General features: G+C 66.4%; 20 protein-coding genes, 2 pseudogenes and 1 riboswitch. Of the genes and pseudogenes, 14 read left to right on the forward strand and 8 right to left on the reverse strand.

Annotated features, from left to right (window positions below; all coding sequences use genetic code 11):
- Window positions 1–27: 27 nt before the first annotated feature.
- The 5 genes from NY08_RS12160 to NY08_RS12180 are packed head-to-tail and all read left to right on the forward strand — an operon-like array spanning window position 28 to window position 3,735.
- Window positions 28–255, forward strand: a complete 228-nt coding sequence (locus NY08_RS12160) for a hypothetical protein (protein WP_082073783.1) — start codon at window positions 28–30, stop codon at window positions 253–255.
- Window positions 252–1,187 (forward strand): ABC transporter ATP-binding protein, encoded by a 936-nt coding sequence (locus NY08_RS12165; protein WP_045196612.1) that lies wholly within the window; start codon window positions 252–254, stop codon window positions 1,185–1,187. Before NY08_RS12160 ends, NY08_RS12165 begins: the two co-directional genes overlap by 4 nt.
- A complete protein-coding gene (locus NY08_RS12170) occupies window positions 1,184–1,957 on the forward strand; it encodes an ABC transporter permease (protein WP_045196613.1) in 774 nt (257 codons plus the stop codon). The genes NY08_RS12165 and NY08_RS12170 overlap by 4 nt, the downstream gene beginning before the upstream one ends.
- A 39-nt stretch (window positions 1,958–1,996) precedes the next feature.
- Complete coding sequence (locus NY08_RS12175; protein WP_045196614.1) at window positions 1,997–3,133, forward strand: sensor histidine kinase; 1,137 nt, start codon at window positions 1,997–1,999, stop codon at window positions 3,131–3,133.
- On the forward strand, window positions 3,130–3,735 hold the full coding sequence (locus NY08_RS12180) for a response regulator transcription factor (protein WP_045196615.1): 606 nt from the start codon (window positions 3,130–3,132) through the stop codon (window positions 3,733–3,735). Before NY08_RS12175 ends, NY08_RS12180 begins: the two co-directional genes overlap by 4 nt.
- A gap of 5 nt (window positions 3,736–3,740) precedes the next feature.
- On the opposite strand, the pseudogene NY08_RS12185 reads toward NY08_RS12180, so the two are convergent.
- The 3 genes and pseudogenes from NY08_RS12185 to NY08_RS12195 form a co-directional block, all read right to left on the reverse strand.
- Window positions 3,741–5,011, reverse strand: a pseudogene (locus NY08_RS12185) (MFS transporter).
- A gap of 57 nt (window positions 5,012–5,068) precedes the next feature.
- Entirely contained in the window at window positions 5,069–5,497 is a 429-nt protein-coding gene (locus NY08_RS12190; RefSeq protein ID WP_032396280.1) for a MarR family winged helix-turn-helix transcriptional regulator, read from the reverse strand.
- Between the two features lie 52 nt (window positions 5,498–5,549).
- Window positions 5,550–7,001 (reverse strand): NCS2 family permease, encoded by a 1,452-nt coding sequence (locus NY08_RS12195; RefSeq protein WP_032395850.1) that lies wholly within the window; start codon window positions 6,999–7,001, stop codon window positions 5,550–5,552.
- A gap of 82 nt (window positions 7,002–7,083) precedes the next feature.
- Between NY08_RS12195 and NY08_RS12200 the strand changes: the two genes are divergently transcribed.
- Window positions 7,084–7,323 carry a DUF2530 domain-containing protein gene (locus tag NY08_RS12200; protein ID WP_032395851.1) on the forward strand — a complete coding sequence of 80 codons (240 nt, stop codon included), beginning with the start codon at window positions 7,084–7,086 and terminating at the stop codon, window positions 7,321–7,323.
- Between the two features lie 141 nt (window positions 7,324–7,464).
- On the forward strand, window positions 7,465–7,608 hold the full coding sequence (locus tag NY08_RS26070; protein WP_155289340.1) for a hypothetical protein: 144 nt from the start codon (window positions 7,465–7,467) through the stop codon (window positions 7,606–7,608).
- Here the strand turns inward: NY08_RS26070 and NY08_RS12205 are convergent.
- The 3 genes and pseudogenes from NY08_RS12205 to NY08_RS12215 form a co-directional block, all read right to left on the reverse strand.
- Window positions 7,577–8,128 carry a phosphatase PAP2 family protein gene (locus NY08_RS12205; protein WP_235387187.1) on the reverse strand — a complete coding sequence of 184 codons (552 nt, stop codon included), beginning with the start codon at window positions 8,126–8,128 and terminating at the stop codon, window positions 7,577–7,579. The genes NY08_RS26070 and NY08_RS12205 overlap by 32 nt on opposite strands.
- Complete coding sequence (locus NY08_RS12210) at window positions 8,118–10,820, reverse strand: sacsin N-terminal ATP-binding-like domain-containing protein (RefSeq protein ID WP_235387189.1); 2,703 nt, start codon at window positions 10,818–10,820, stop codon at window positions 8,118–8,120. The genes NY08_RS12205 and NY08_RS12210 overlap by 11 nt, the downstream gene beginning before the upstream one ends.
- 370 nt (window positions 10,821–11,190) lie before the next feature.
- A pseudogene (locus NY08_RS12215) lies at window positions 11,191–11,941 on the reverse strand (DUF3027 domain-containing protein); the annotation flags it as partial.
- 32 nt (window positions 11,942–11,973) lie between these two features.
- Between NY08_RS12215 and NY08_RS12220 the strand changes: the two are divergent.
- Genes NY08_RS12220 through NY08_RS12230 form a run of 3 tightly spaced genes read left to right on the forward strand, consistent with a single transcriptional unit; the run spans window position 11,974 to window position 15,116 of the window.
- A complete protein-coding gene (locus NY08_RS12220) occupies window positions 11,974–12,813 on the forward strand; it encodes a glutaminyl-peptide cyclotransferase (protein WP_082073785.1) in 840 nt (279 codons plus the stop codon).
- Window positions 12,814–12,816: 3 nt separating this feature from the next.
- Window positions 12,817–14,607 carry an MFS transporter gene (locus tag NY08_RS12225; protein ID WP_235387191.1) on the forward strand — a complete coding sequence of 597 codons (1,791 nt, stop codon included), beginning with the start codon at window positions 12,817–12,819 and terminating at the stop codon, window positions 14,605–14,607.
- The gene (locus tag NY08_RS12230; protein WP_032395853.1) at window positions 14,604–15,116 is read left to right on the forward strand and encodes a DUF2771 domain-containing protein; all 513 of its coding nucleotides are present in this window, start codon (window positions 14,604–14,606) and stop codon (window positions 15,114–15,116) included. The genes NY08_RS12225 and NY08_RS12230 overlap by 4 nt, the downstream gene beginning before the upstream one ends.
- Window positions 15,117–15,129: 13 nt before the next feature.
- On the opposite strand, the gene NY08_RS12235 is transcribed toward NY08_RS12230, so the two are convergent.
- Window positions 15,130–15,546: a cold-shock protein gene (locus NY08_RS12235; RefSeq protein WP_008719325.1), complete on the reverse strand. Its 417-nt coding sequence runs from the start codon at window positions 15,544–15,546 to the stop codon at window positions 15,130–15,132.
- A gap of 197 nt (window positions 15,547–15,743) precedes the next feature.
- Between NY08_RS12235 and NY08_RS12240 the strand changes: the two genes are divergently transcribed.
- The 3 genes from NY08_RS12240 to NY08_RS12250 all read left to right on the forward strand — a co-directional run bounded on the left by NY08_RS12240 (window position 15,744) and on the right by NY08_RS12250 (window position 17,436).
- The gene (locus tag NY08_RS12240; protein ID WP_032395854.1) at window positions 15,744–15,962 is read left to right on the forward strand and encodes a hypothetical protein; all 219 of its coding nucleotides are present in this window, start codon (window positions 15,744–15,746) and stop codon (window positions 15,960–15,962) included.
- 2 nt (window positions 15,963–15,964) lie between these two features.
- On the forward strand, window positions 15,965–16,339 hold the full coding sequence (locus NY08_RS12245) for a YccF domain-containing protein (RefSeq protein ID WP_032395855.1): 375 nt from the start codon (window positions 15,965–15,967) through the stop codon (window positions 16,337–16,339).
- 276 nt (window positions 16,340–16,615) lie between these two features.
- Window positions 16,616–16,816, forward strand: a riboswitch (cyclic di-AMP (ydaO/yuaA leader).
- 8 nt (window positions 16,817–16,824) lie between these two features.
- Window positions 16,825–17,436, forward strand: coding sequence for a resuscitation-promoting factor Rpf1 domain-containing protein (locus NY08_RS12250; protein WP_045196618.1), 612 nt, complete (start codon window positions 16,825–16,827; stop codon window positions 17,434–17,436).
- A gap of 77 nt (window positions 17,437–17,513) precedes the next feature.
- On the opposite strand, the gene NY08_RS12255 is transcribed toward NY08_RS12250, so the two are convergent.
- Window positions 17,514–17,702 carry a hypothetical protein gene (locus NY08_RS12255; protein WP_032395857.1) on the reverse strand — a complete coding sequence of 63 codons (189 nt, stop codon included), beginning with the start codon at window positions 17,700–17,702 and terminating at the stop codon, window positions 17,514–17,516.
- A gap of 61 nt (window positions 17,703–17,763) precedes the next feature.
- Between NY08_RS12255 and NY08_RS12260 the strand changes: the two genes are divergently transcribed.
- Window positions 17,764–20,055: a helicase-associated domain-containing protein gene (locus tag NY08_RS12260; RefSeq protein WP_045196619.1), complete on the forward strand. Its 2,292-nt coding sequence runs from the start codon at window positions 17,764–17,766 to the stop codon at window positions 20,053–20,055.
- The last annotated feature ends 12 nt before the right edge of the window (window positions 20,056–20,067 follow it).

Below are 20,067 nucleotides of genomic sequence, written 5' to 3' on the forward strand. Positions count from 1 at the left end.
TGGTTCGGGCGCAGCAGACTCGTAGTCATGAAGCAACCAGACGAGGGAAACCTGTTCACCGATCTCATGGAGCTCGGGCCGGCTCCGACGATGGCGCGTGAGATCGTCGTCATCGTCATCAGTCTCGCGATCGTCGCCGTGTTGTTCGCGATCGTCGGCACGTCCCTTCCGGCATTCGTCGCACTCGGCGTCATCGTCGCCTTCATGGGCGTGCGGTTCGTCATCGGACTCCGCAACTGGGAGAAGCAATCATGACCATCATCGAAGTCAGCGGCATGACTCGCCGCTACGGTTCGGGCAAAACCTCTTTCGAGGCCGTGAAGGCGCTCGATCTGAAGATCGCGGAGGGTGAGCTGTTCGGCTTGCTGGGCACCAACGGTGCCGGCAAGACCTCCACTCTCGAAGTGATTCAGGGACTTTCACGGCCGAGCGAAGGCACGGTGCGGATCATGGGAATGGATCCGGTGTCCGATCGCCGCAAGGTTCGACCGTCTCTCGGCATCATGCTGCAGAAGGGCGGCCTGCCCCAGGATCTGACCACCGCGGAAAGCCTGCGGATGTGGGCGGGCACGTGCAGCAATCCACTGCCGACGGCGGAGGTGCTGGGGCGCGTCGACCTGGCCGACCGGGCCGACACGCGGGTGAAGTTTCTCTCGGGCGGCGAGCAGCGCAGGTTGGATCTGGCGTGCGCCATCATAAGCCGCCCGAGAGTGCTGTTCCTCGACGAACCGACCACCGGACTCGATCCCGAATCTCGCCGCAACACGTGGCGTCTGATCCAGGAGCTGAAGAATTCCGGCGTGACGATCATGTTGACGACGCACTACCTGGACGAGGCCGAGTCGCTGTGCGATCGACTCGCGATCATGCACCGCGGCAGGGTCGTTCGTAGCGGAACGGTGGACGAGGTGGTCGCCGACCACCCCGCGAAGATCGAACTGCAGGCCCCTGGCACGGCACTGCCGTCGCTGCCGGGCACGTCCATGGACGTCTCGGGTGACACGATCTCGATACAGACGTCCTCGGTACAGGACACGCTCACCGACCTGCTCGTGTGGGCCCGCAGCAACGGAGTGACCCTGCACGGTCTCGACGCCCGAGCGGCATCGCTCGAGACCGTGTTCCTTTCCATCGCAGACGAATTCGACAATTCCGCTATCCAGAACAACGAGGTGATGAGCGCATGAGCACGATGACCGCCCTGTCACGAGCAGAGTTCACGCTGCTCGGACGCAACCGAGTACTGCTGTTCAACGCGATCGTCATGCCGTTGATCTTCCCAGTCGCATTGCTGATCGTCGGCAGCCGCGGCGATGACGGATTGACCGATGCAGGCGTCGGAGCTGCACTCGAGATCTTCGCACTGTTCCTGCTCGTGTTCATGGTGTACTACAACATGCTCTCGGTCTACGCCACGCGTCGAGACGAGTTGGTACTCAAGCGCCTTCGCACCGGAGAGAGCTCGGACGTTCAGATTCTGCTCGGACCGGCGATACCCTCGCTGATCCTCACCGTCGTCCTCGGCCTGATCGTCGGTGCAGTGGTACTGGCCTTCGGCGGACCCGTCCCCGCCAACGCACTGCTGGTCGTGGCCGCACTGTTCGGCGGTGCTGCACTGTTCGCTGCCCTGGCACTGATCACCTCGGCGTTCACCCGCAATGCAGAGGCCGCGCAGATCACCAGCTTGCCGGTGATCCTGGTGGCCATGGCCGGCTCCTCACTGCTGCGCGACGCCCTCCCGGATTCGTTCGGCAGGGTCATCGAGCTGACCCCGATGGCTGCGGTCTCGGACCTGCTGAACCTCGGCTGGTTCGGCACCACCACGCCTGGCGACGCGCCCATCGGCTTCGCTGCCACCTTCACCGAAGCCGGAATGCCGCTGCTGGTGATGCTCGCCTGGATCGTCGGCAGCCTGCTGATCGCCCGCACGCACTTCCGTTGGGAACCGCGGTCCTAGATCGCCCCTTTCGCCGCACCGTCTGCAAGGCTGGAGATCATGAAGTTGCACCAGTACCTCAATCCACTGCACGGCTGGAACGACAGCAGTGCAGTGGACAAGGTGCGCGTCTACACCCGCCAGTCGTTTCTGCTGATCACCGTCGGTGTTGCCGCCGCTGCGATGCTGACGTCACTGCAGTTCGACGACTACCTGTCGATGGCGGCCGTGGCAGTCTGTGCCGCAGCGACCTTCGTGGTCGTTCAGCGCACCCCCGCGCTCGGCGGCCAGTCGACGGCGAGCCCACGAATTCCCTTGGCGATCATGGCAGTCGCCGCTGTGGTGCTGGTTGCCGGCGGGGCCACGAACAATGCATTGTGGGCCGTCGTGCTCGTCACCACTGCGGTCGCAACGCTGATCCCGTTGCGGTGGTGCCTGGCGGCGGCCGTGGCCGCTGCTGGACTTGCAGCAGCTCTTGGCACCCCGGCAGTGGAAACACTGGTGCTCGGTCTCCTCATCGCCTTCATGGCCTTCACCGTCCAACTGTCGGCGTGGCTGCTGCGTATCGTCACCGAACTCGATGCCACCCGCGACGCTGCTGCCGCGCTCTCCGTTGCCGAGGAGCGTCTGCGATTCTCGCGAGATCTGCACGACGTCGTCGGCCGCGCACTCTCGGCCATCGCGGTCAAGAGCGAACTCGCCGCGGCACTGGCGCGTCGAGGTGACGATCGAGCTGCGGCCCAGATGGACGAGGTTCGCATTCTGGCCCAGGAATCCATGGCCGACGCCCGAAAGCTGGTTCGCGGCTATCGATCGATCGATGTGGCCTCGGAACTCGACGGCGCTCGGTCCCTGCTGTCCGCCGCGGGCATCGCCACCGAGCTCGTCGGTGAAACCTCGATGCTCGACGAGCGCGCAGCCGAGGCCGCCGCGTGGGTGGTCCGTGAGGGTGTGACGAACATTCTGCGTCACTCCGAGGCCACCTATTGCCGGATCGAGCTGACCGACAACAGTATTCGACTGATCAACGATCATCCGCAGCCATCGACCGGCCGCGACGACGGCACGGGCCTGAGCGGACTGCGAGAACGGCTGGTCGCCGTCGACGGTACCCTGCACACCGAGCAGACCACCGACGAATTCACCCTCACTGCGACGTTGCCGACCTCGCCCCAGAACGCAAGGACCACACCATGATCCGAGTTCTCTTGGCCGACGACGAGAATCTCATCCGTGCTGCGCTGGCAACCATGCTCGATCTCGAGGACGACATCGAGATCGTCGGGCAGGCCGACTCCGGGGAGAAGGCGCTGACCGCCGCAGCCTCGCTCTCCCCCGATGTGGCCGTGCTGGACCTGCAGATGGGCGGAATCGACGGCATCGAGACGGCCCAGAAGATCGCCGAGACGTTGCCCGACTGCGCGTCGATCATCGTCACCAGCCACGGCCGGCCGGGCTACCTCAAGAAGGCGCTCGAAGCAGGCGTGCGCGGTTTCCTCCCCAAGACCACCTCGGCCGCCACTCTGGCCGAGGTGGTGCGCACCGTGCACGGCGGCGGGCGCTACGTCGACCCGACGCTGGCCGCGGAAGCCATCGGGGCCGGAGACTCGCCGCTGACACCGCGCGAGGCCGATGTGCTCGAGTTCGCCGCCGACGGCGCGTCGATCGCGGAGATCGCACGGCGCGCCCATCTTTCGCCCGGCACCACTCGCAACTACCTGTCTGCGGCGGCTGCGAAACTGGGTGCAGCGAACCGGCACGAGGCCTGCGCTCTTGCCCGACGCCACGGCTGGATCTGAACGCCTCACACCTTCGCGGTGGCGGCCACGGTGTCGAGGGTGGGCAGCCGGTGACCGTCTGCGGGCGGCACCACGGTGATCCGCAAATTGTTGTGTCGCAGTAGATACACGGCCGCGAACAGCCCCGTCGCCAGTGAGATGACGCCGCCGAACACCAGTGGTGCGCGTGGATCGAGGACGTCGGCGAGCCAGCCGAGCACCGGGCTGCCGAGCGGAGTTCCGCCCAGGAAGCACAGCATGTAGATGCCCATCACGCGTCCGCGCATGTCGGACGGCACCGACATCTGCAGAATGTTCATCGCCGACGTCGTGAACGTCAACGTCAGGGCACCGGTGGGTATCAGCAGAAGTGCGACGAGCAGGTAGTTGGGCATCAATCCGACGATCAGCTCGAAGGCTCCGAATGCGATGACGGCACCGATGAACAGCCGCAGGCGCGGCGCGCTCGCCCGCCGCGCCGCCAGGGTCGCGCCGGCCAATGTGCCCACGGCCAGAGTTGTCGAGAGCAGACCGTAGGCGTCTGCCCCGCTACCGAACGTGTTGCGCGCCAACACCGACAGACTCAGCGGAAAGTTGAGGCCGAACGTCGAGACCATGAAGACCGTGGCCAGCAGTACTCGTAGGTCACCGCGTCCCCAGACGTATCGAAAGCCCTCTCGCACCTGCCCTTTGGCGCGTGGGGCGGGTTCGACGCGGAAGAGCTGACCGACGTTCATCGCCACGAGGGCACCGAAGACCGCCGCGAACGACACGGCGTTGATGAGAAACACCCAGCCGGTGCCGACGAGGGTGATCAGTACTCCGGACACGGCAGGGCCGACGATGCGCGCCATGTTGAAGGTCATCGAGTTCAACGCGATCGCATTTGCGAGGGTCTCTTTGCCGACCATCTCGATGGTGAACGATTGCCGTACCGGAGCGTCGATCGCCGACGAGCAGCCGAGGACGAATGCGATGACGTAGACGTGCCAGAGTTCGACCATCCCCCGACGTCGAGGACGCCGAGCACCAGACCGCAGACCGCGGCGAAGACCTGGGTGATCATCAGCAGCTTGCGCTTGTCGTAGCGGTCTGCCAGGACCCCACCCCAGACCGAGAGGAACAGCGTCGGTCCGAACTGCAGGGCCATGACGATGCCGACAGCGAAGCCGTTTCCGCCGGACAGCGTCAGAACGAGCCAGTCCTGGGCGACCCTCTGCATCCACGTGCCGACCAACGAGACGATCTGCCCCGACGCCCACAATCGGTAGTTGTGGGTCTTGAGAGCAGCGAACATCGTCGAGCCGGGGGTACGGGAAGCAGGGGCCACCGTTCAAATAATAAACCTAGGTAACTACTCGGAGTCGCTGACGAGGGCCCCGATGATCGCTACCGCGTCACGGAGTGTGTCGAGTTGCTCGGGACCGAGGCCTGCGAGCTGCGCCGTCATCCATGCTTCGCGGGCACTGGCCTCGTCGGCGATCAGTTCTCGACCGGCCGGTGAGAGCGAGACGATCACCTGCCGCCCGTCGGTGGGATGTGGGGTGCGCGCCACCAGGCCGAGTTCGGCCAACGATGCGATCACCCGTGTCATCGACGGCGGCTGGACCTTCTCCCGCGCGGCCAGTGCGCCCGGCGTCATATCGCCCTCCCGACTCAGCGTGGCCAGAGCCGACAGCTGAGTGAGCGAGACTTGCGAGTCCACTCGCCTACCCCGAAGGTGGCGAGTCAGCCTCACCACCGCAAGCGACAGGTCGCTTGCCAATTTCCGATTGTCCTTCACACCATTTCCCGACGTCACAGCGCAGAGAATACGCCCTGGTACCGACCATGCGTCATGTAACCGCCTCGGTGATGGGTCCGACGGCGAAATATGCGACGAACAGCAACGCGACGATCCACAACAGGGGATGAACCGACTTCGCGCGACCGGAACCGACCGCAAGTACGACCCAGGTGATGAAACCGACGCCGATCCCATTGGCGATGGAGTACGTGAAGGGCATCACCACGATGGTCAGGAAGGCGGGCAGTGCGTAATCGAAGCGGCGGAAGTCGATGTCGAGAACCTGCCCGATCATCAGTGCACCCACCACGACCAGCGCAGGCGCAGCCGCCTCGATCGGAACCACGGCCGTGAGCGGGGTGAAGAACATGGCCAGCAGGAAGAGCAGTCCGGTGACGACGTTGGCCAGTCCGGTACGCGCCCCCTCGGCGATTCCGGACGCCGATTCCACGAACACCGTGTTCGACGACGCCGAAGCACCGCCTCCCACGATCGCTCCTGCTCCCTCGACGACCAGCGCCTTACCGATGTTCGGCAGGGTCCCGTCCTTGTCCAGCTTCGCTTCCTTGCCCAAGCCGGTCATCGTGCCCATCGCATCGAAGAAATTCGCGAGCACCAGCGTGAAGACCAGCAGGCTCGCGGCGAGCACGCCGATGCGCGTGAACGCTCCGAAGAGATCGACGTTGCCGACCAGCGACAGATCGGGAGACTGCACCAACTGGCTCGGCAACTGCGGCACCGACAGATTCCACCCCTTGGGGTCGACGCCGTTGGAGGGCCCCACATCGGTGACGGCCTCGACGATCGCCGCGAAGATCGTCGTGACGACGATGCCGATCAGCAGTCCGCCGCGGACCTTGCGCACCACGAGCACACCCATCAGCAGCAGCCCGAACACGAAGATCACCGTCGGCCACGACGCGATGGACCCGTCGATACCGAGCCCGACGGGAACCGTCGTGCCTGCGGCGTCGGGGATGCGACGCACGAAGCCCGAGTCGACCAATCCGATGAACGCGATGAACGCGCCGATACCGGCGGCGATCGCCGCCTTCAGCTCCGGCGGGATCGCGTTGAACACCGCGGTGCGGAACCCGGTGACGGCCAGCAGCACGATGATGATGCCGTCGATGACGACGAGCCCCATCGCCTCGGGCCACGTCACCTGCGGCGCGATGGTCACCGCGAGCAGGGTGTTGATGCCGAGGCCCGCTGCGATGCCGAAGGGGTAATTGGCGATGATGCCGAAGGCGATGCTCATGAATCCGGCCACCAGCGCCGTGACGGCGGCGACCTGGGCGACCGGCAGTATGTTGCCGAGTACGTCCGTCTTGGCCGCTGCGTCGTCGGCGGAGAAGCTGCCCAGGATCAGCGGATTGAGGACGACGATGTACGCCATGGCCACGAACGTGACCACGCCACCTCGAACCTCGGATCCGACCGTCGAGCCGCGTTCGGTGATCTTGAAGTAGTTGTCGAGTAGCCGCGACGACAATTGCATGAGCGAACGATAAAGCACACCGAAGCAGTTGGGTAACTGCAGCGACGCAACCGAGACCAACGCAGTGGCGTAGCGTGATTTCGTGGCCGACCTCCCCCAGATTCCGCGCAGCCTCACCGATCCGGTGCCGGTGTTGACGATCGGCATACTCGGCTGGATCGTCGCGCTGGTGGTGTTCACCGCCACAGGAGAGCGCACCGACGACGCACTGGCGACGTGTTGGTCCGGTATCGCCGTGGGTGCAGTAGGGTTCGGAATCTTCCTCGCGCAGAGAGCGGCGTCACGTCGCGGAAGCAAAACCGCCCAACGAGGCCTCGATTGAGATCAGGATCACGTTAGCCCGGTCACCGCACCGCCCCTGACGTGGGCAAACTAACCCGTCAGCCGGTTGAGTAACACAAAGTTAACGTGGACCATGGGTTATGTCAGTTCAGATAACCACTAGATCCACGAAAGCCAGGCCATGAAGCTCGTCTCTCAGTACCGCAACCGCCGCAACCACGTCCGCTCGCTCCGCGCCCTCTACGCACGCGCCAACGCTGTCTCCAGCCCGGCCATGCGCGACGAGCTGCTCGTCATCGCCCAGCGCTCCGATTTCTCGCGCTGATCAGCCTGACGGCATAGATCGACCCCAGCCCCCACAGGGCACCGAACACCCAGCCGGCCAGCACGTCCGTGGTCCAGTGCGCACCCAGGTAGATCCGAGAGAATCCGATCAGCAGGGACGCGACCACAGGTAGTACGAGCAGGGCCGGCCGATGCAGCCACGGAGCAGGCGATCGCAGCATCACCGCGATCGCCACCGTGGCAAGCACCATCGACACCATCGCGTGGCCCGACGGAAACGAATGGCTCGCAATGTCCACCAGCCGCTCCGGAATCGGTGGACGCTCCCGCGCGAACGCGAATTTGAGCGCATTCATCAGACCCCACCCGGTCAGCATCGAGCCCGCGACGACAACGGCATCCGATCTGCGTCCGACGCGAAGCAACGCACCCACGATCACCGTGGACAGCAGAAACATCGACACCGTGTTGCCCACCGTGGTGATGATCCAGAACATCGTCGTGACCCAACCGACTCGATGCTCGACCATCCAGTCCAGGGTCACACCGTCAAGCCCCACGAGGTCGCTCCCAACTCTGCGTGCAGTGGACCGTTCCGTCGGCGGTCACCCACCACGGGACTTCTCGATCTCCGCTCACGTCACCGGACAGCCGAACCACCAGCTCGTGATGGACCACCACCCCTCCTGACGGCAGCGGCAATCCCATTACGGCACAGGCCAACACGGCTCCCGGTTCACGATCCCACGAGCTGACGCGTCCTACACCGATCACTTCTCCGCCGATCGCCTCCGACGCCTGCCCGACGTCCAGAACATCGGCCAGTGCCGCAGCGGTTGCCATGTCCGAGAGCACGGCGACCTCCGGCGGTACCACGCTCGCCAGCCACGGAGCGTCGATCACCAGCGCATCCGATGCGTCCACGACTGTGCCGCCGAGCGTGCGGACGCGATCCGGTGGATCGATGTCCGAGACCTCGATGCGTTGCTCTGCAACAGCGGTGGCGATGAGCGTGTGGGTTCGCGCGATCACCGCGGGAGTCGGGTTGCGCTGCGAATCCGACAGCGCCGCCAGCAGCACGCGGGCAGTATCGGCGTTCTCGCAGTTCGACGCACTGAGCACCGCCTGCAGTTCGTCGGCACGCGGATGATCCAGCGGATCGAGCAACCCGGCGAACGTCTCGTCCGATGGCGCTCGGAACTCGATCGGACGCGAATCGTGCAGTCGTGCATGACGCCTGAGCCACCACGCCGTGTAGCCCTCACGATCGACCAGTGCCGCACAGGTACCGGGATCGTCGAGTAGCACCGTCAGGGCCTCGGTCCATGCGTCAGATCGAACGAGGTCGAGATCCCGGACCGCGAGAAGTGTCTCCGGCTCATCGGACAGACTCGACCACCACGCCGCCTCGTCGTCGAGATCGTGATCAGGCCCGGTCGGCAGCTCGTCACGCACCACCGAGAATCCCCACCCGACCCCCACTGCACGCAGCGCACGCTCACCGAACTTGTCCACCACCGCGGACGCGAGAACACCGAACGGCGAGTCCTGAACCAGCAAATCCGCCAACGGCGCTCCGGGAAGCAACAATTCGTCGGCGCTGCGCAATTCGCCCTCGTCGTCCGCGAGGGGCAGGCCGCCCAGCCAACTCGGTAGCTCACCCGCCTCTCCCGCCAGCGCGAGCACGGCATCGACCAGCCGGTCGACCTCCTCGCTCTCGTACCAGTCGAGATCGTCCAGAGCCGCCTCGAGTGCCGGGTCGCTGAGCAGTTCGGTCGCAGTCGCCTCCCGAGCATCCAAGCGTGTGAGCAGCGAACTCACCGCGTCCGGATGCACCAGCCGGACCCAGGTGACCGCGGCAGAGGCATCGGAGCCGATCACCGTCGTGCGCGGGCCGGTCACCGTACGACCGTCTGCGAGCGGAACAGGCAGCGCGGCAAGCTCTTCCGCAGCCACGCCATCGACCACGAGCGGGGTCAAGGCGTCGTACACTCGCCGCCACCAACTCGGCTCGCGATCGAGCCCACCGACCATCTCCGCCAGCCTCGCCAACCCGATCCGGTGCACACCCACCGCCGACAGCGCCGATGCATGCCGCGCACCCGACAGCGATGCGTCGACCGGATTCGGTACGACGTCGACCAGCGCCGAGACGAGTTCCTCGGTGGCGTCCGCGATGACGTTCGCCTGCTCGGGCACGAGGTCACGTCCGTCGGCACCGGGAAGCCATGGTGCACTGGACAATCGGCGGAAGATCAGTTCACGCAGTGCGCCGTCGACCTCACTGCGCGCGAATCCGACTTCGGGTACGAACGACGCCCTCGACCCGGCAGGCAGCGAGGCCACGAAGTCCGGGTACCCGTGCGCAACCGCGTCGAACGAGACACCCGGCAACACGCGCCTCCGATCGGGCTGCATCGGCACATCGGCAATGACCAACGCGGGCAACGACATCAGCTCGTCCGAGCGAGTCGGCGCGCGCAAGACGTCGGGCGGCGAGGGAACGGGCACACCGTCGACGACCGGAGCGAGCCAGCGCGCCGCCGGGGTGACGAACTGCCGCCAGGTTCGCGATCCGATCGTGATCTCGGCGCTGCTGTCATCGAGTGTCGTTCTGACGCAGTCGATCACGACACCATCGATCTCGATGGAGTTCAGCGCCTCCAGTTCGAGCAATAGGTCGACCGCCTCGTCCGCGAAGCCCGCGGCGACAGAATTCGCTGCCGCGTCGGCTCGCACCGTCAGCACGATCTCGGTGTCGAACCCATCGGCGGGCGGGACGGCGACCGGCCACGCGAGCCGCAGCACCGGCACGCCGGTGTCGGGCGTACGCATGTCTCGCTCACGCAGCGACTCGAGCGTGCGATGCGCGCTGAACATCACGCCGCCGTTGCGGGATCGCACCTCGATCTCGTCGGACACCGACCGCACGGCGGTGAACCCGACCCCGAACTGTCCGACGCCCGAATCCGCAGCAGTCTTGCCCGACGCCCTCAAGGCGGTCAACGCGTGCACACCCGAAACATCCAGCGCAGCACCGGTGTTGGCCACATGGACGGCACCGGCGTCATCGGTCCACACCGCCATGCGACCCGGGACGCCGGCGCGTCGGGCAGCATCCGCTGCGTTCTGCGCGAGCTCGGTCAACAGCCGGTCGCGGTAGCCCCCGCGCACCAGATCGGACTCGGACGCCGAATCCTCCCGAAGCCGGGTGGGCGACGAGCCCCACGCCGCGAGAACAGACTCCCGCAACGACCCGGTATCGAACGGATCGATCAGCTCGGAGATGCCGAATCCTCTTCCCGCGCAGCGCGATCGGTGGTGGTCGCGGCATCATCGGCCACTGTGTCGGCCTGGTCGGACGCAACGAGATCGGCAGCCGCGGACTCTGCCGGGGCAGCCTCGGTGACTCCCGTCGTCCCGACGGTGTCGGTCGTCTCGACCGTATCGGCCGATTCAGTTGTCTCGACGCTGTCCGTTGTCTCGACGCTGTCCGTTGTCTCGACGCTGTCCGTTGTCTCGACGCTGTCCGTTGTCTCGACGCTGTCCGTTGTCTCGACGCTGTCGGCTGTCTCGACGCTGTCGGCCGGCTTCACCGGGGGAACCGGCGTTGCGATGACGTCGAGTGCTGCGTCGTCGTACGGCTCGAATTGTGGCGATCCGGCCCCGGTGGGGAGTTCGGTGTCGGAGTGCGCACCGCAGCCGTACTCGGCGTGCACCACGCGTCCGTCGGCGGCGAATTCGTTGCCGCACACCCCGAATGCGGCCGACAGAGAGCCGGCGATGGGGAGATAGAAGCCGCAGAGCCCGCAGGTCGACGGCGCGGCCTTTGCCATCTCGGTATCGGGACCGTAATCACCGTCGTGCCACCGCTGGGCAGCGTCGAGGCGCCCCTCGAGGCTGGTGACCTGTGTTCGGCCCAGACCGATCTCGCCTGCCACCTCGTCGATCGCAGGGTCACCGGACGCCAGGTACCCCGGCACGAGCCGCGGATCGTTCTGACGCGGAGAGAGCAGATCGCCCGGTCCCAGGTCGCCGGGACGGATGCGCTCGTCCCACGGCACCCAGGACGGAGCCACGAGAGCATCGGGGCCAGGAAGCAGAACAAGCTCACTGATCGTGGCGTGGTCCGCGTCCTCCGGGGCGGCGACCACGACGGCCCACTGCCATCCTCGGTACCCCTCGAGATCGCTGGCGAACCGGTGAGTGGCCGCACTGGCGTCCTCAGCGGTGACCCCGAGGTACTCCCCGACACCGCCCTCTCCCAGGTCGAGCAGAGCCTGCCGCGCGAGGTCCACGGCATCGGCCAAGACGGGGCGGATGGAATCGAGCTCTGGAGAAGATACGAAACTCACACATTCAGTTTGCCGCATCGACTCGGTGACGCCCAGTTCGGGCTGCCATCATGGGTGCAATGACCGCCAGCGCTCGCACCTACGCCGCCATAGTCACCTCGCTGCTGGCTGTGTCCGCCTGCTCGTCGTCGACGCAGCCGGCCCCGGTGACCTCCGACTCGGTTCCGGCCCTGACGACAGAGATCGTGCGCGAATACGACCGCGGCGACGACGCATTCACCCAGGGCTTCGAGATCGACGGCGACGTCCTCTACGAGGGCACCGGACTGGAAGGCTCCTCGTTCGTCAGGCGGACCTCGCTCGAGACCATGACCGAACTCGATCGCGTGGATCTGCCGACCGACCTGTTCGGCGAAGGCATCACCGTCGACGGCGACACCCTGTGGCAGATCACCTGGCAGGACGGCGTCGCGATCGCCCGAGACCCGAACACTCTGGCCGAGCGACGCCGGGTGAACTACGACGGCGAGGGCTGGGGGCTGTGCACGCAGACACCGAACGACCGCCTCGTGATGAGCGACGGCTCGTCCACCCTCACCTTCCGCGATCCCACGTCGTTCGACGTCGAGTCCACCGTGAACGTCACGCTCGACGGCAATCCGGTCGAGCGACTCAACGAACTCGAATGCGCCGACGACGGATCGGTGTACGCCAACGTGTGGCAGACATTCGACATCATGCGCATCGATCCCGCGACCGGCACGGTGACCGCCGTGATCGACGGCACCCCACTGTGGAATTCGATGTCGGCCACTGAACGAGGCGGTGCCGACGTGTTCAACGGCATCGCACAGATCCCCGGCACCGACCGGTTCCTCGTGACCGGCAAATACTGGCCCAAGATCTTCGAGGTGCGATTCACCGATACCGCGCCGGTAGGACAGAATTGACCCGTGACCGATCCACGTCTCCCCCACACCCCACCGGGTGCGGACGACCCCGAGCGCAACGGCGCTCCCGACCCCACCGGTCACTCCGCAGGCTCCGCTCCCGACTCCACCGAGCACTCCGCAGGCTCCGCTCCCGACCCCACCGAGCACTCCGCAGGCTCCGCTCCTGACCCCACCGAGCACCCCGGTCTGGCGAACTACCCACCCGCTGTTCCCCTGACGTCCACCCATGTGCCGAGTCGGCGTCAGCCGTTGCCGCCGTTGCACCCGCCGCGGACCGAGCAGATCACTGCCGCGCGTGGCAGGGCCGGCGCACGCAAGCCGCCGCCGATGCCCAAGAAGTTGACCGTCACCCGCGTCGCCGCCATGCGCGGCCGCGAGCTGACCGGCAAGGGCATCGCGTCCTTCCAGCGAGCCGCGAAGGCGGACGGTGCCGACAAGTCCGGTTTGACCGCACTCACGTACGCCACCATGGCGAACTTCGCTTCGGACGCCGCCCTGGCGATCGCATTGGCCAACACGCTCTTCTTCTCGGCTGCCACCGGTGAGGACAAGACCAAGGTCGCGCTGTATCTCGTCATCACCATCGCACCGTTCGCGCTGATCGCGCCGCTCATCGGGCCACTGCTCGACCGATTGCAGCACGGCCGTCGCATCGCGCTGGCCACCTCTTTCGGGTTGCGCACCGTGTTGGCGGTGGTGCTGGTGTTCAACTTCGACAGCTGGGTGTTGTATCCGGCCGCGCTCGGCATGCTCGTCCTGAGCAAGTCCTTTGCGGTGCTCAAGAGCGCGGTGACGCCGCGAGTACTGCCGCCGGAGATCGACCTCGTTCGCGTCAACTCCCGTCTGACGGTGTTCGGTCTGCTCGGCGGCACCATCGCTGCCGGGGCGCTCGCCGGCGGCATCGCGTTCGTCGCAGGTTCACCGGGAGCCCTGTGGTTCGTCGCCGCGATCACCGTGCTCGGCGCGTATCTGAGCATGCGCATCCCGTCCTGGGTCGAGATCACCGAGGGCGAAGTGCCCGCGACCCTGAGCTACCACGCCGATCAGCACGGTGGACGCGATTACGCCGGAAGCGGTGCCCCGACCGAGAACCTCCGCCGCACGGTCTCGGCCCCGCCGACGTCGAGCAGCACCAAGAACCGCAGACAGCCCCTCGGCCGCGCGGTCATCGTCGGTCTGTGGGGCAACGGCACCATCCGGGTTCTCACCGGGTTCCTCACGCTCTACATCGCGTTCGTTGCCAAGTCCCGTACCGAACACGAGCCGCTTCAGCAGGCTGCGATGCTCGGACTCGTCGGGGCCGCCGCCGGTCTCGGCAACTTCTCGGGCAACGCGCTCGGTGCCAGGATCAAGCTCGGTCGGCCGTCCCTGGTCGTCCTGCGGTGCACCATCGCCGTGACCGTGGTGGCCGTGGTCGCTGCCATCACCGACAGCCTGCTGACCGCGGCGGTGGCCGCGCTCGTCGCGTCGAGCGCCAGCGCACTCGCCAAGGTCTCCCTCGACGCATCGCTGCAGGCCGACCTGCCGCCGGAATCGATCGCGTCGGGATTCGGCCGCTCGGAAACCGTCATGCAGCTGTGCTGGGTCCTCGGCGGCACGCTCGGCGTCCTGCTCCCCACCGAGTACTGGCTCGGTTTCACGGTGGTGTCGGTGTTGCTTACGATCGGGCTCGTGCAGACATTCCTCACCTACCGCGGCAGATCGCTTCTGCCCGGCTTCGGCGGCAACCGCCCCGACCACGTCGAACAAGAAGTGTCCGACGGTTCCTTCGGCGAAAACGTGACCAAGTGAATCTCGCTCCCCGTACCAAGAAGATCGCCGCCCTGACCGTCGCTGGTCTGTTCGTCGTCGCCGCTGCGTTCGTCGCGGTCCTCGCACTGTTGATCGGGAACGCACCGGAGAAGGAACCGACCGTCTCCGCCTACGCCAACGGCCGGGCCGTCGAGGTGGAGCCGTACCTGTACTGCGCCGTCACCGACCCGCTGTGCACCAATGTCGGCGAGACGACCGAAATCGAGGTCGGCAAGGCCCCGACGGTGCAGCTCTCACTCCCCGAGGCCGTCTACTCGGCGCCGTGGGTGCTGGCCCGTGTCTACGGCGACGACAGCGGGAACGTCGTCGAGGACAGCGAGTTCAACGAACCCGGAACCAGGCTCAGCGTCACGGTGCCCACCACGGACGACAGCGACCGGACCCTGCTGGGTATCGAAATTCGTCTGCCCACCGGCATCATCGACACCGACACCAATCAGGAGGGCTTCGTCAGCCACGCCATCTGGTCGATCGGCACGCGCCCGTAGTTCCTCCCCGGGATCAGCTGTCCAGCTCGCGGGCGACGGCCCGGACCACCTCGGAGATGCGCTGCGCGATCTTGCGGTCCGGGTACTTGCCCTTGCGGAGCTCGGGCTGCACGGTCGCTTCGAGCAGCGTGATCATGTCCTCGACCATCCCGTGCAGTTCGTCGGGAGTGTGCTTGCGCTCGACGGGTTCGCGGCGGGTGCTGCCGGTGTTCTGACGCACCGACGGTGCGGGCTCGAGGACCTTCAGGCTCAGTGCCTGCGGCCCGCGGCGGCCCGCGGCCATCCCGAACTCGACCCGCTGGCCGGCTTTGAGGCCTTCGACGCCCTCGGGCAGCGCCGAGGAACGCACGTAGACGTCCTCGCCTTCCTCCTGCGAGAGGAATCCGAATCCCTTGTCGACGTCGTACCACTTCACCTTGCCGGTCGGCACTGAGCTCACCCGTTCATCTGTTGCTGTCGATAGTTGCGTTGTTCGTGGGACCGATGGTCGGCCCGCACAAGTTTCGCGCCCCACGAGAACGTAGGACGCGAATACTTCAGTCTAGCGCGGTGAGCCCGGATAGAGCATTCGACTTGTTCCCGCACCGTGCTCCTCACAGCGCCCCGCTTCGCACTACCGTGGGGTACGTGGACACAACGACCCGTAAGAGCAGCACCGCCCTGCTGCGCATCGCGCTGACCCTGTTCGCGATCGGCCTCGTCGCCATCGTCGCGATCCTGATGTTTCCGATCTTCTCCGACGCCAAGCCCCCACTGGGGCTGTATCTGACGGCCATGTTCTCCGCGCCGACCGGCTTCCTGCTGGCCCTGGTGTACGCGCTGGCATCCGGACGACGGGCGCGCTGACCATGCGATTGATTCTGAACATCATCTGGCTGGTCTTCGGCGGCCTGTGGCTGGCGCTCGGCTACTTCCTCGCCGGACTGCTGCTGTGCATCCTCATCGTGACGATCCCGTTCGGGATCGCGTCGTTCCGCATCGGCGTCTACGCGCTGTGGCCGTTCGGGTCGACGATCGTCGACAAGCCGGGGTCCGGATCGGGCGCGCTCATCGGGAACGTGCTCTGGCTGATTCTGGCCGGTTGGTGGCTGGCCCTGACTCACGTGCTCACTGCGCTCGCGATGGCGATCACCATCATCGGCATCCCGCTGGCGATCGCGAACCTCAAGATGATTCCCGTATCCCTCATGCCCCTCGGCAAGGACATCGTTGCCGTTCGGTGACCTCTCGAACGAGGCGACGCCGATGTGACTTCCATCACATCACGCTCGGGTAACGGACAGGCAACGGACAGGGGTTCAATGCCCGGCACGTCCACTAGCTGGGCCGACTCGAGAGACCCGAAACAGGTACGAAATGCGCTCTCGACGACGCCCCGAAATCGACAGTTACCAAATAGTGACGTAAGGCGGGAATTTCAGTACGGTCAGCAGCGGCCGGAAAGTTCGGCCGAATTCCGGCCCGCAGCGCCAAACCTCGTCCCGCGGGAACCGGAACACCCTCGACGATCACCCAGGGGACGAGGACGGGGGACCCACGTCCTCCACGGACAACCGGGAAGTTGTAGCGGCTCACGAAGCCGCCCCGACTTCCCTTGGGGTTAAGCCCAATTGCTCATTCCGAGGAGTGAGCGAAAAGGCCGGGCTACCTCTCAGCCCGAACCCGACAGCTGACCTCGCAGGCGCGTGTGGAGAGGATTTCAACTCGTATGAGCGGACGTCATCGCAAGCCGAGCACCACTGGCAAGACCGTCGCGAAGGTGGCAGTCACCGGAGCCATCATGGGCACCGCGAGCATCGCCTTCACCGGCACCGCCAACGCGGCACCGGATTCCGACTGGGACCGCCTGGCACAGTGTGAAGCCGGCGGCAATTGGGGCATCAACACCGGCAACGGCTACCAGGGCGGGCTGCAGTTCTCCCCCAGCACCTGGAACGCACACGGCGGCCAGCAGTACGCCGCCACGGCCAACCAGGCCAGCCGCGAAGAGCAGATCGCAGTGGCGGAGAAGGTCCTCGACTCGCAGGGCTGGGGCGCATGGCCGTCCTGCTCCTCGAGCCTCGGCCTGAACAGCGCGCCCACCGAGCGCAGCGTTCCGGTCACCCCGAAGGCACCGGAGGTTCCCGCTCTCCCCGACCTCACGTCCATCCCGGCCGTGGACAGCTCGGCCGAGGTCGTCGAAGGCATCGTCACCGCCGTCCAGAACATCACCAACGATCCGCAGATCGCAGCGTTCGTGCAGAACGCGGCTCAGGGCATCCAGCTCGATCCGCAGATCGTGAACTTCTACCAGGCCAACAAGGCATTCCTGCCCCAGTAGGCTGCACGGCAGTTCGAGCTCGTACGAGAAAAGCCCCCGACGATCGTCGGGGGCTTTTTCGTGTTCGAGGTCCGCAATCAGCGATTGACCACGGTCACCGGGTGGGCGTAGGGCAGGTCTTCGACGGGCAGCGGGAACTCGGTGTCCTCACCGAAGGGTGACAAGCCACCCGATCGAGCGGACGAGAGTTCGGTCACCGCGTGGTCACCGCGAGCGGTGTCCGGCCAGCCTGGATCGACGTAGGGCTTCTTCGACTTGTTCACCATGGGCCCATTTTGACACCTGCCCTGCGGCGAGCACCAGCCCAGGTCTCTAATCTGATAGACGATGACCGACACGACTGCGCACCGACACACCGACACGGCTCCTGATCTGCCGCAATGGATCGCAGCTCGCAGCGACGCCGAGCTGATCAAGGCCATGTCGCTGCGTCCGGATCTGACCGCGCCGCCGCCCGCATCCCTGGCCGTGCTGGCCGGACGGGCCGAGCAGCGCCGATCGATCCTGCACACCGCGGACACCCTCGACACCCTGGCCCTGACGATCCTCGAGATCCTCGCCATCGAGGAAGCGTACGAACGACCCGTCACTCGCGCCGCGCTGCTGGCAGTGGTCGCCAAACGCGCACCGGCCAAGAGCGTGGACAGGGCACTGGCCCAGCTGCGCGAACGCCTGCTGGTGTGGGGCGATGCAGCCGGCTTCCGAATCAGCGCCACCGCGGCGGACGCGGTGCCGTGGCGTATCGGCCGCGCACTCGACCCGGTCGACAACCTCACCGAATCACACATCACCGCGGCTCTGGCCGAGCTCGGCGACGGCGAACGCAGCCTTCTCGATACCCTCGCCAGATCGTCCCCGACCGGCCGCACCCGAGACGCCGCACCGGGCACACCGCCCGATCGACCCGTCCAGAAGCTGCTCGCCGCAGGCCTACTGATCTGGTTGGACGAGCAAACCGTCGAGCTTCCCGTCCAGGTCGGGCAGATCCTGCGCGGCGAACCGATGTCCGATCCACGCTCGCTCGCCGAACCCAAGCTCGCCACCAGCACCTATTCGCTCGCCGATGTCGACGCCGCTGCCGCGGGAGAGGCACTGGAGCTGAACCGACACTGCGTGGCCGTGATCGAGGCGTTGTCGGCCTCGCCTGCACCCGCCCTCAAGGCCGGCGGCCTCGGAGTGCGCGAGCTCCGCAAGATCACCAAGGCCACCGGCCTCGACGACGATCGAGTGAGCATCCTCGTCGAGTTGCTGGCCGCCGCCCATCTCATCTCGAGCGGAACACCGGACCCGGTGCCTGCGTCCGACAACGGCGACGACTACTGGGCACCCACACCCGCCGTCGACGCGTGGCTCACCGCGGCCCCCGCCGCCCGCTGGCACACCCTCGCCTCCGCCTGGCTCGAAGTGCCACGGGCACCGTGGGTCATCGGGATGCGTGACCCCAACGACAAGCCCATCGCCGCCCTGTCCGACGAAGTCCGCTCCCCGGCCGCACCCCGGGATCGACGGATGATTCTCGAGTTGCTCGCCGAACTCGGCAGCGGACACGCAGCACAGCCCGCCGATCTCGCCCGCACCCTGGCGTGGCGTCGACCCCGGTGGTCGGGACGCTTCGGCGTCACCCCCGTCGGACATGTTCTCGCCGAAGCTACGGCTCTCGGTATCGTCGCCCGCGGGGCGATCTCGACCCCGGGACGCTCCCTGCTGCACGACGGCAACGCCGAGGCAGACATGCGCGCGACGCTGCCCGAGCCCATCGACTACGTCCTGGTGCAGGCCGACCTCACCCTGGTGGCACCCGGACCCCTCGAGCCCGAACTACAGGATCGAATCGAACTGGTCGCCGACGTGGAGTCCGCGGGCGCAGCCACGATGTATCGGATCAGCGACACCAGCCTGCGCCGCGCCCTCGACGTCGGACTGACCGCCTCCGAACTGCACTCGTTGTTCGCCACCCACTCGCGAACGCCGGTACCCCAGGCCCTGACCTACCTGATCGACGACGTGGCTCGTCGGCACGGCCGCCTACGAGCGGGCGTCGCCGCGTCGTTCGTTCGATGCGAGGACCCGGCCCTGCTGGCCGAGGTGATGGCGTCGCCGGCAGCCGAATCCCTGGCCCTGAGGGCACTGGCTCCGACCGTCGCGATCTCACAGGCCCCGCTCGCCGAGGTGCTCACGGTCCTGGCCGGAGCGGGATTCGCGCCTGCGGGCGAGGACTCGTCCGGCACCATCGTCGATCTGCGTGCCCGCGGGTCGAGGGTATCGGCCAGGCGGCCGCGCCAGACGTTCCGCACTCCGGCCGTCCCGACCGAGGAACAGCTGGGTTCGTTGGTGCGTGGAATGCGCGCAGCCGACAGAGCGGCAGGCAACGGCGGCGCGGTGGTGCGCGCCGACGGATCTCGAGCCAGCAGCACCGCGACGATGACGCTGCTGCAGACCGCGGCGAAGGTCAAACGGAGCGTGAGCATCGGCTACGTCGACGCCCAGGGCGTGGCCACCCATCGCATCGTCGATCCGATCAGCATCGGCGGCGGCCAACTCGACGCGTTCGACCCCGCAACCGGTGGGGTTCGACGCTTCACCCTGCATCGCATCACCTCGGTCGCACTGGTCGAGTAGACCGGGCTCACG

The sequence above is a fragment of the Rhodococcus sp. B7740 genome, from assembly GCF_000954115.1.
Taxonomy (GTDB): Bacteria; Actinomycetota; Actinomycetes; order Mycobacteriales; family Mycobacteriaceae; genus Rhodococcoides.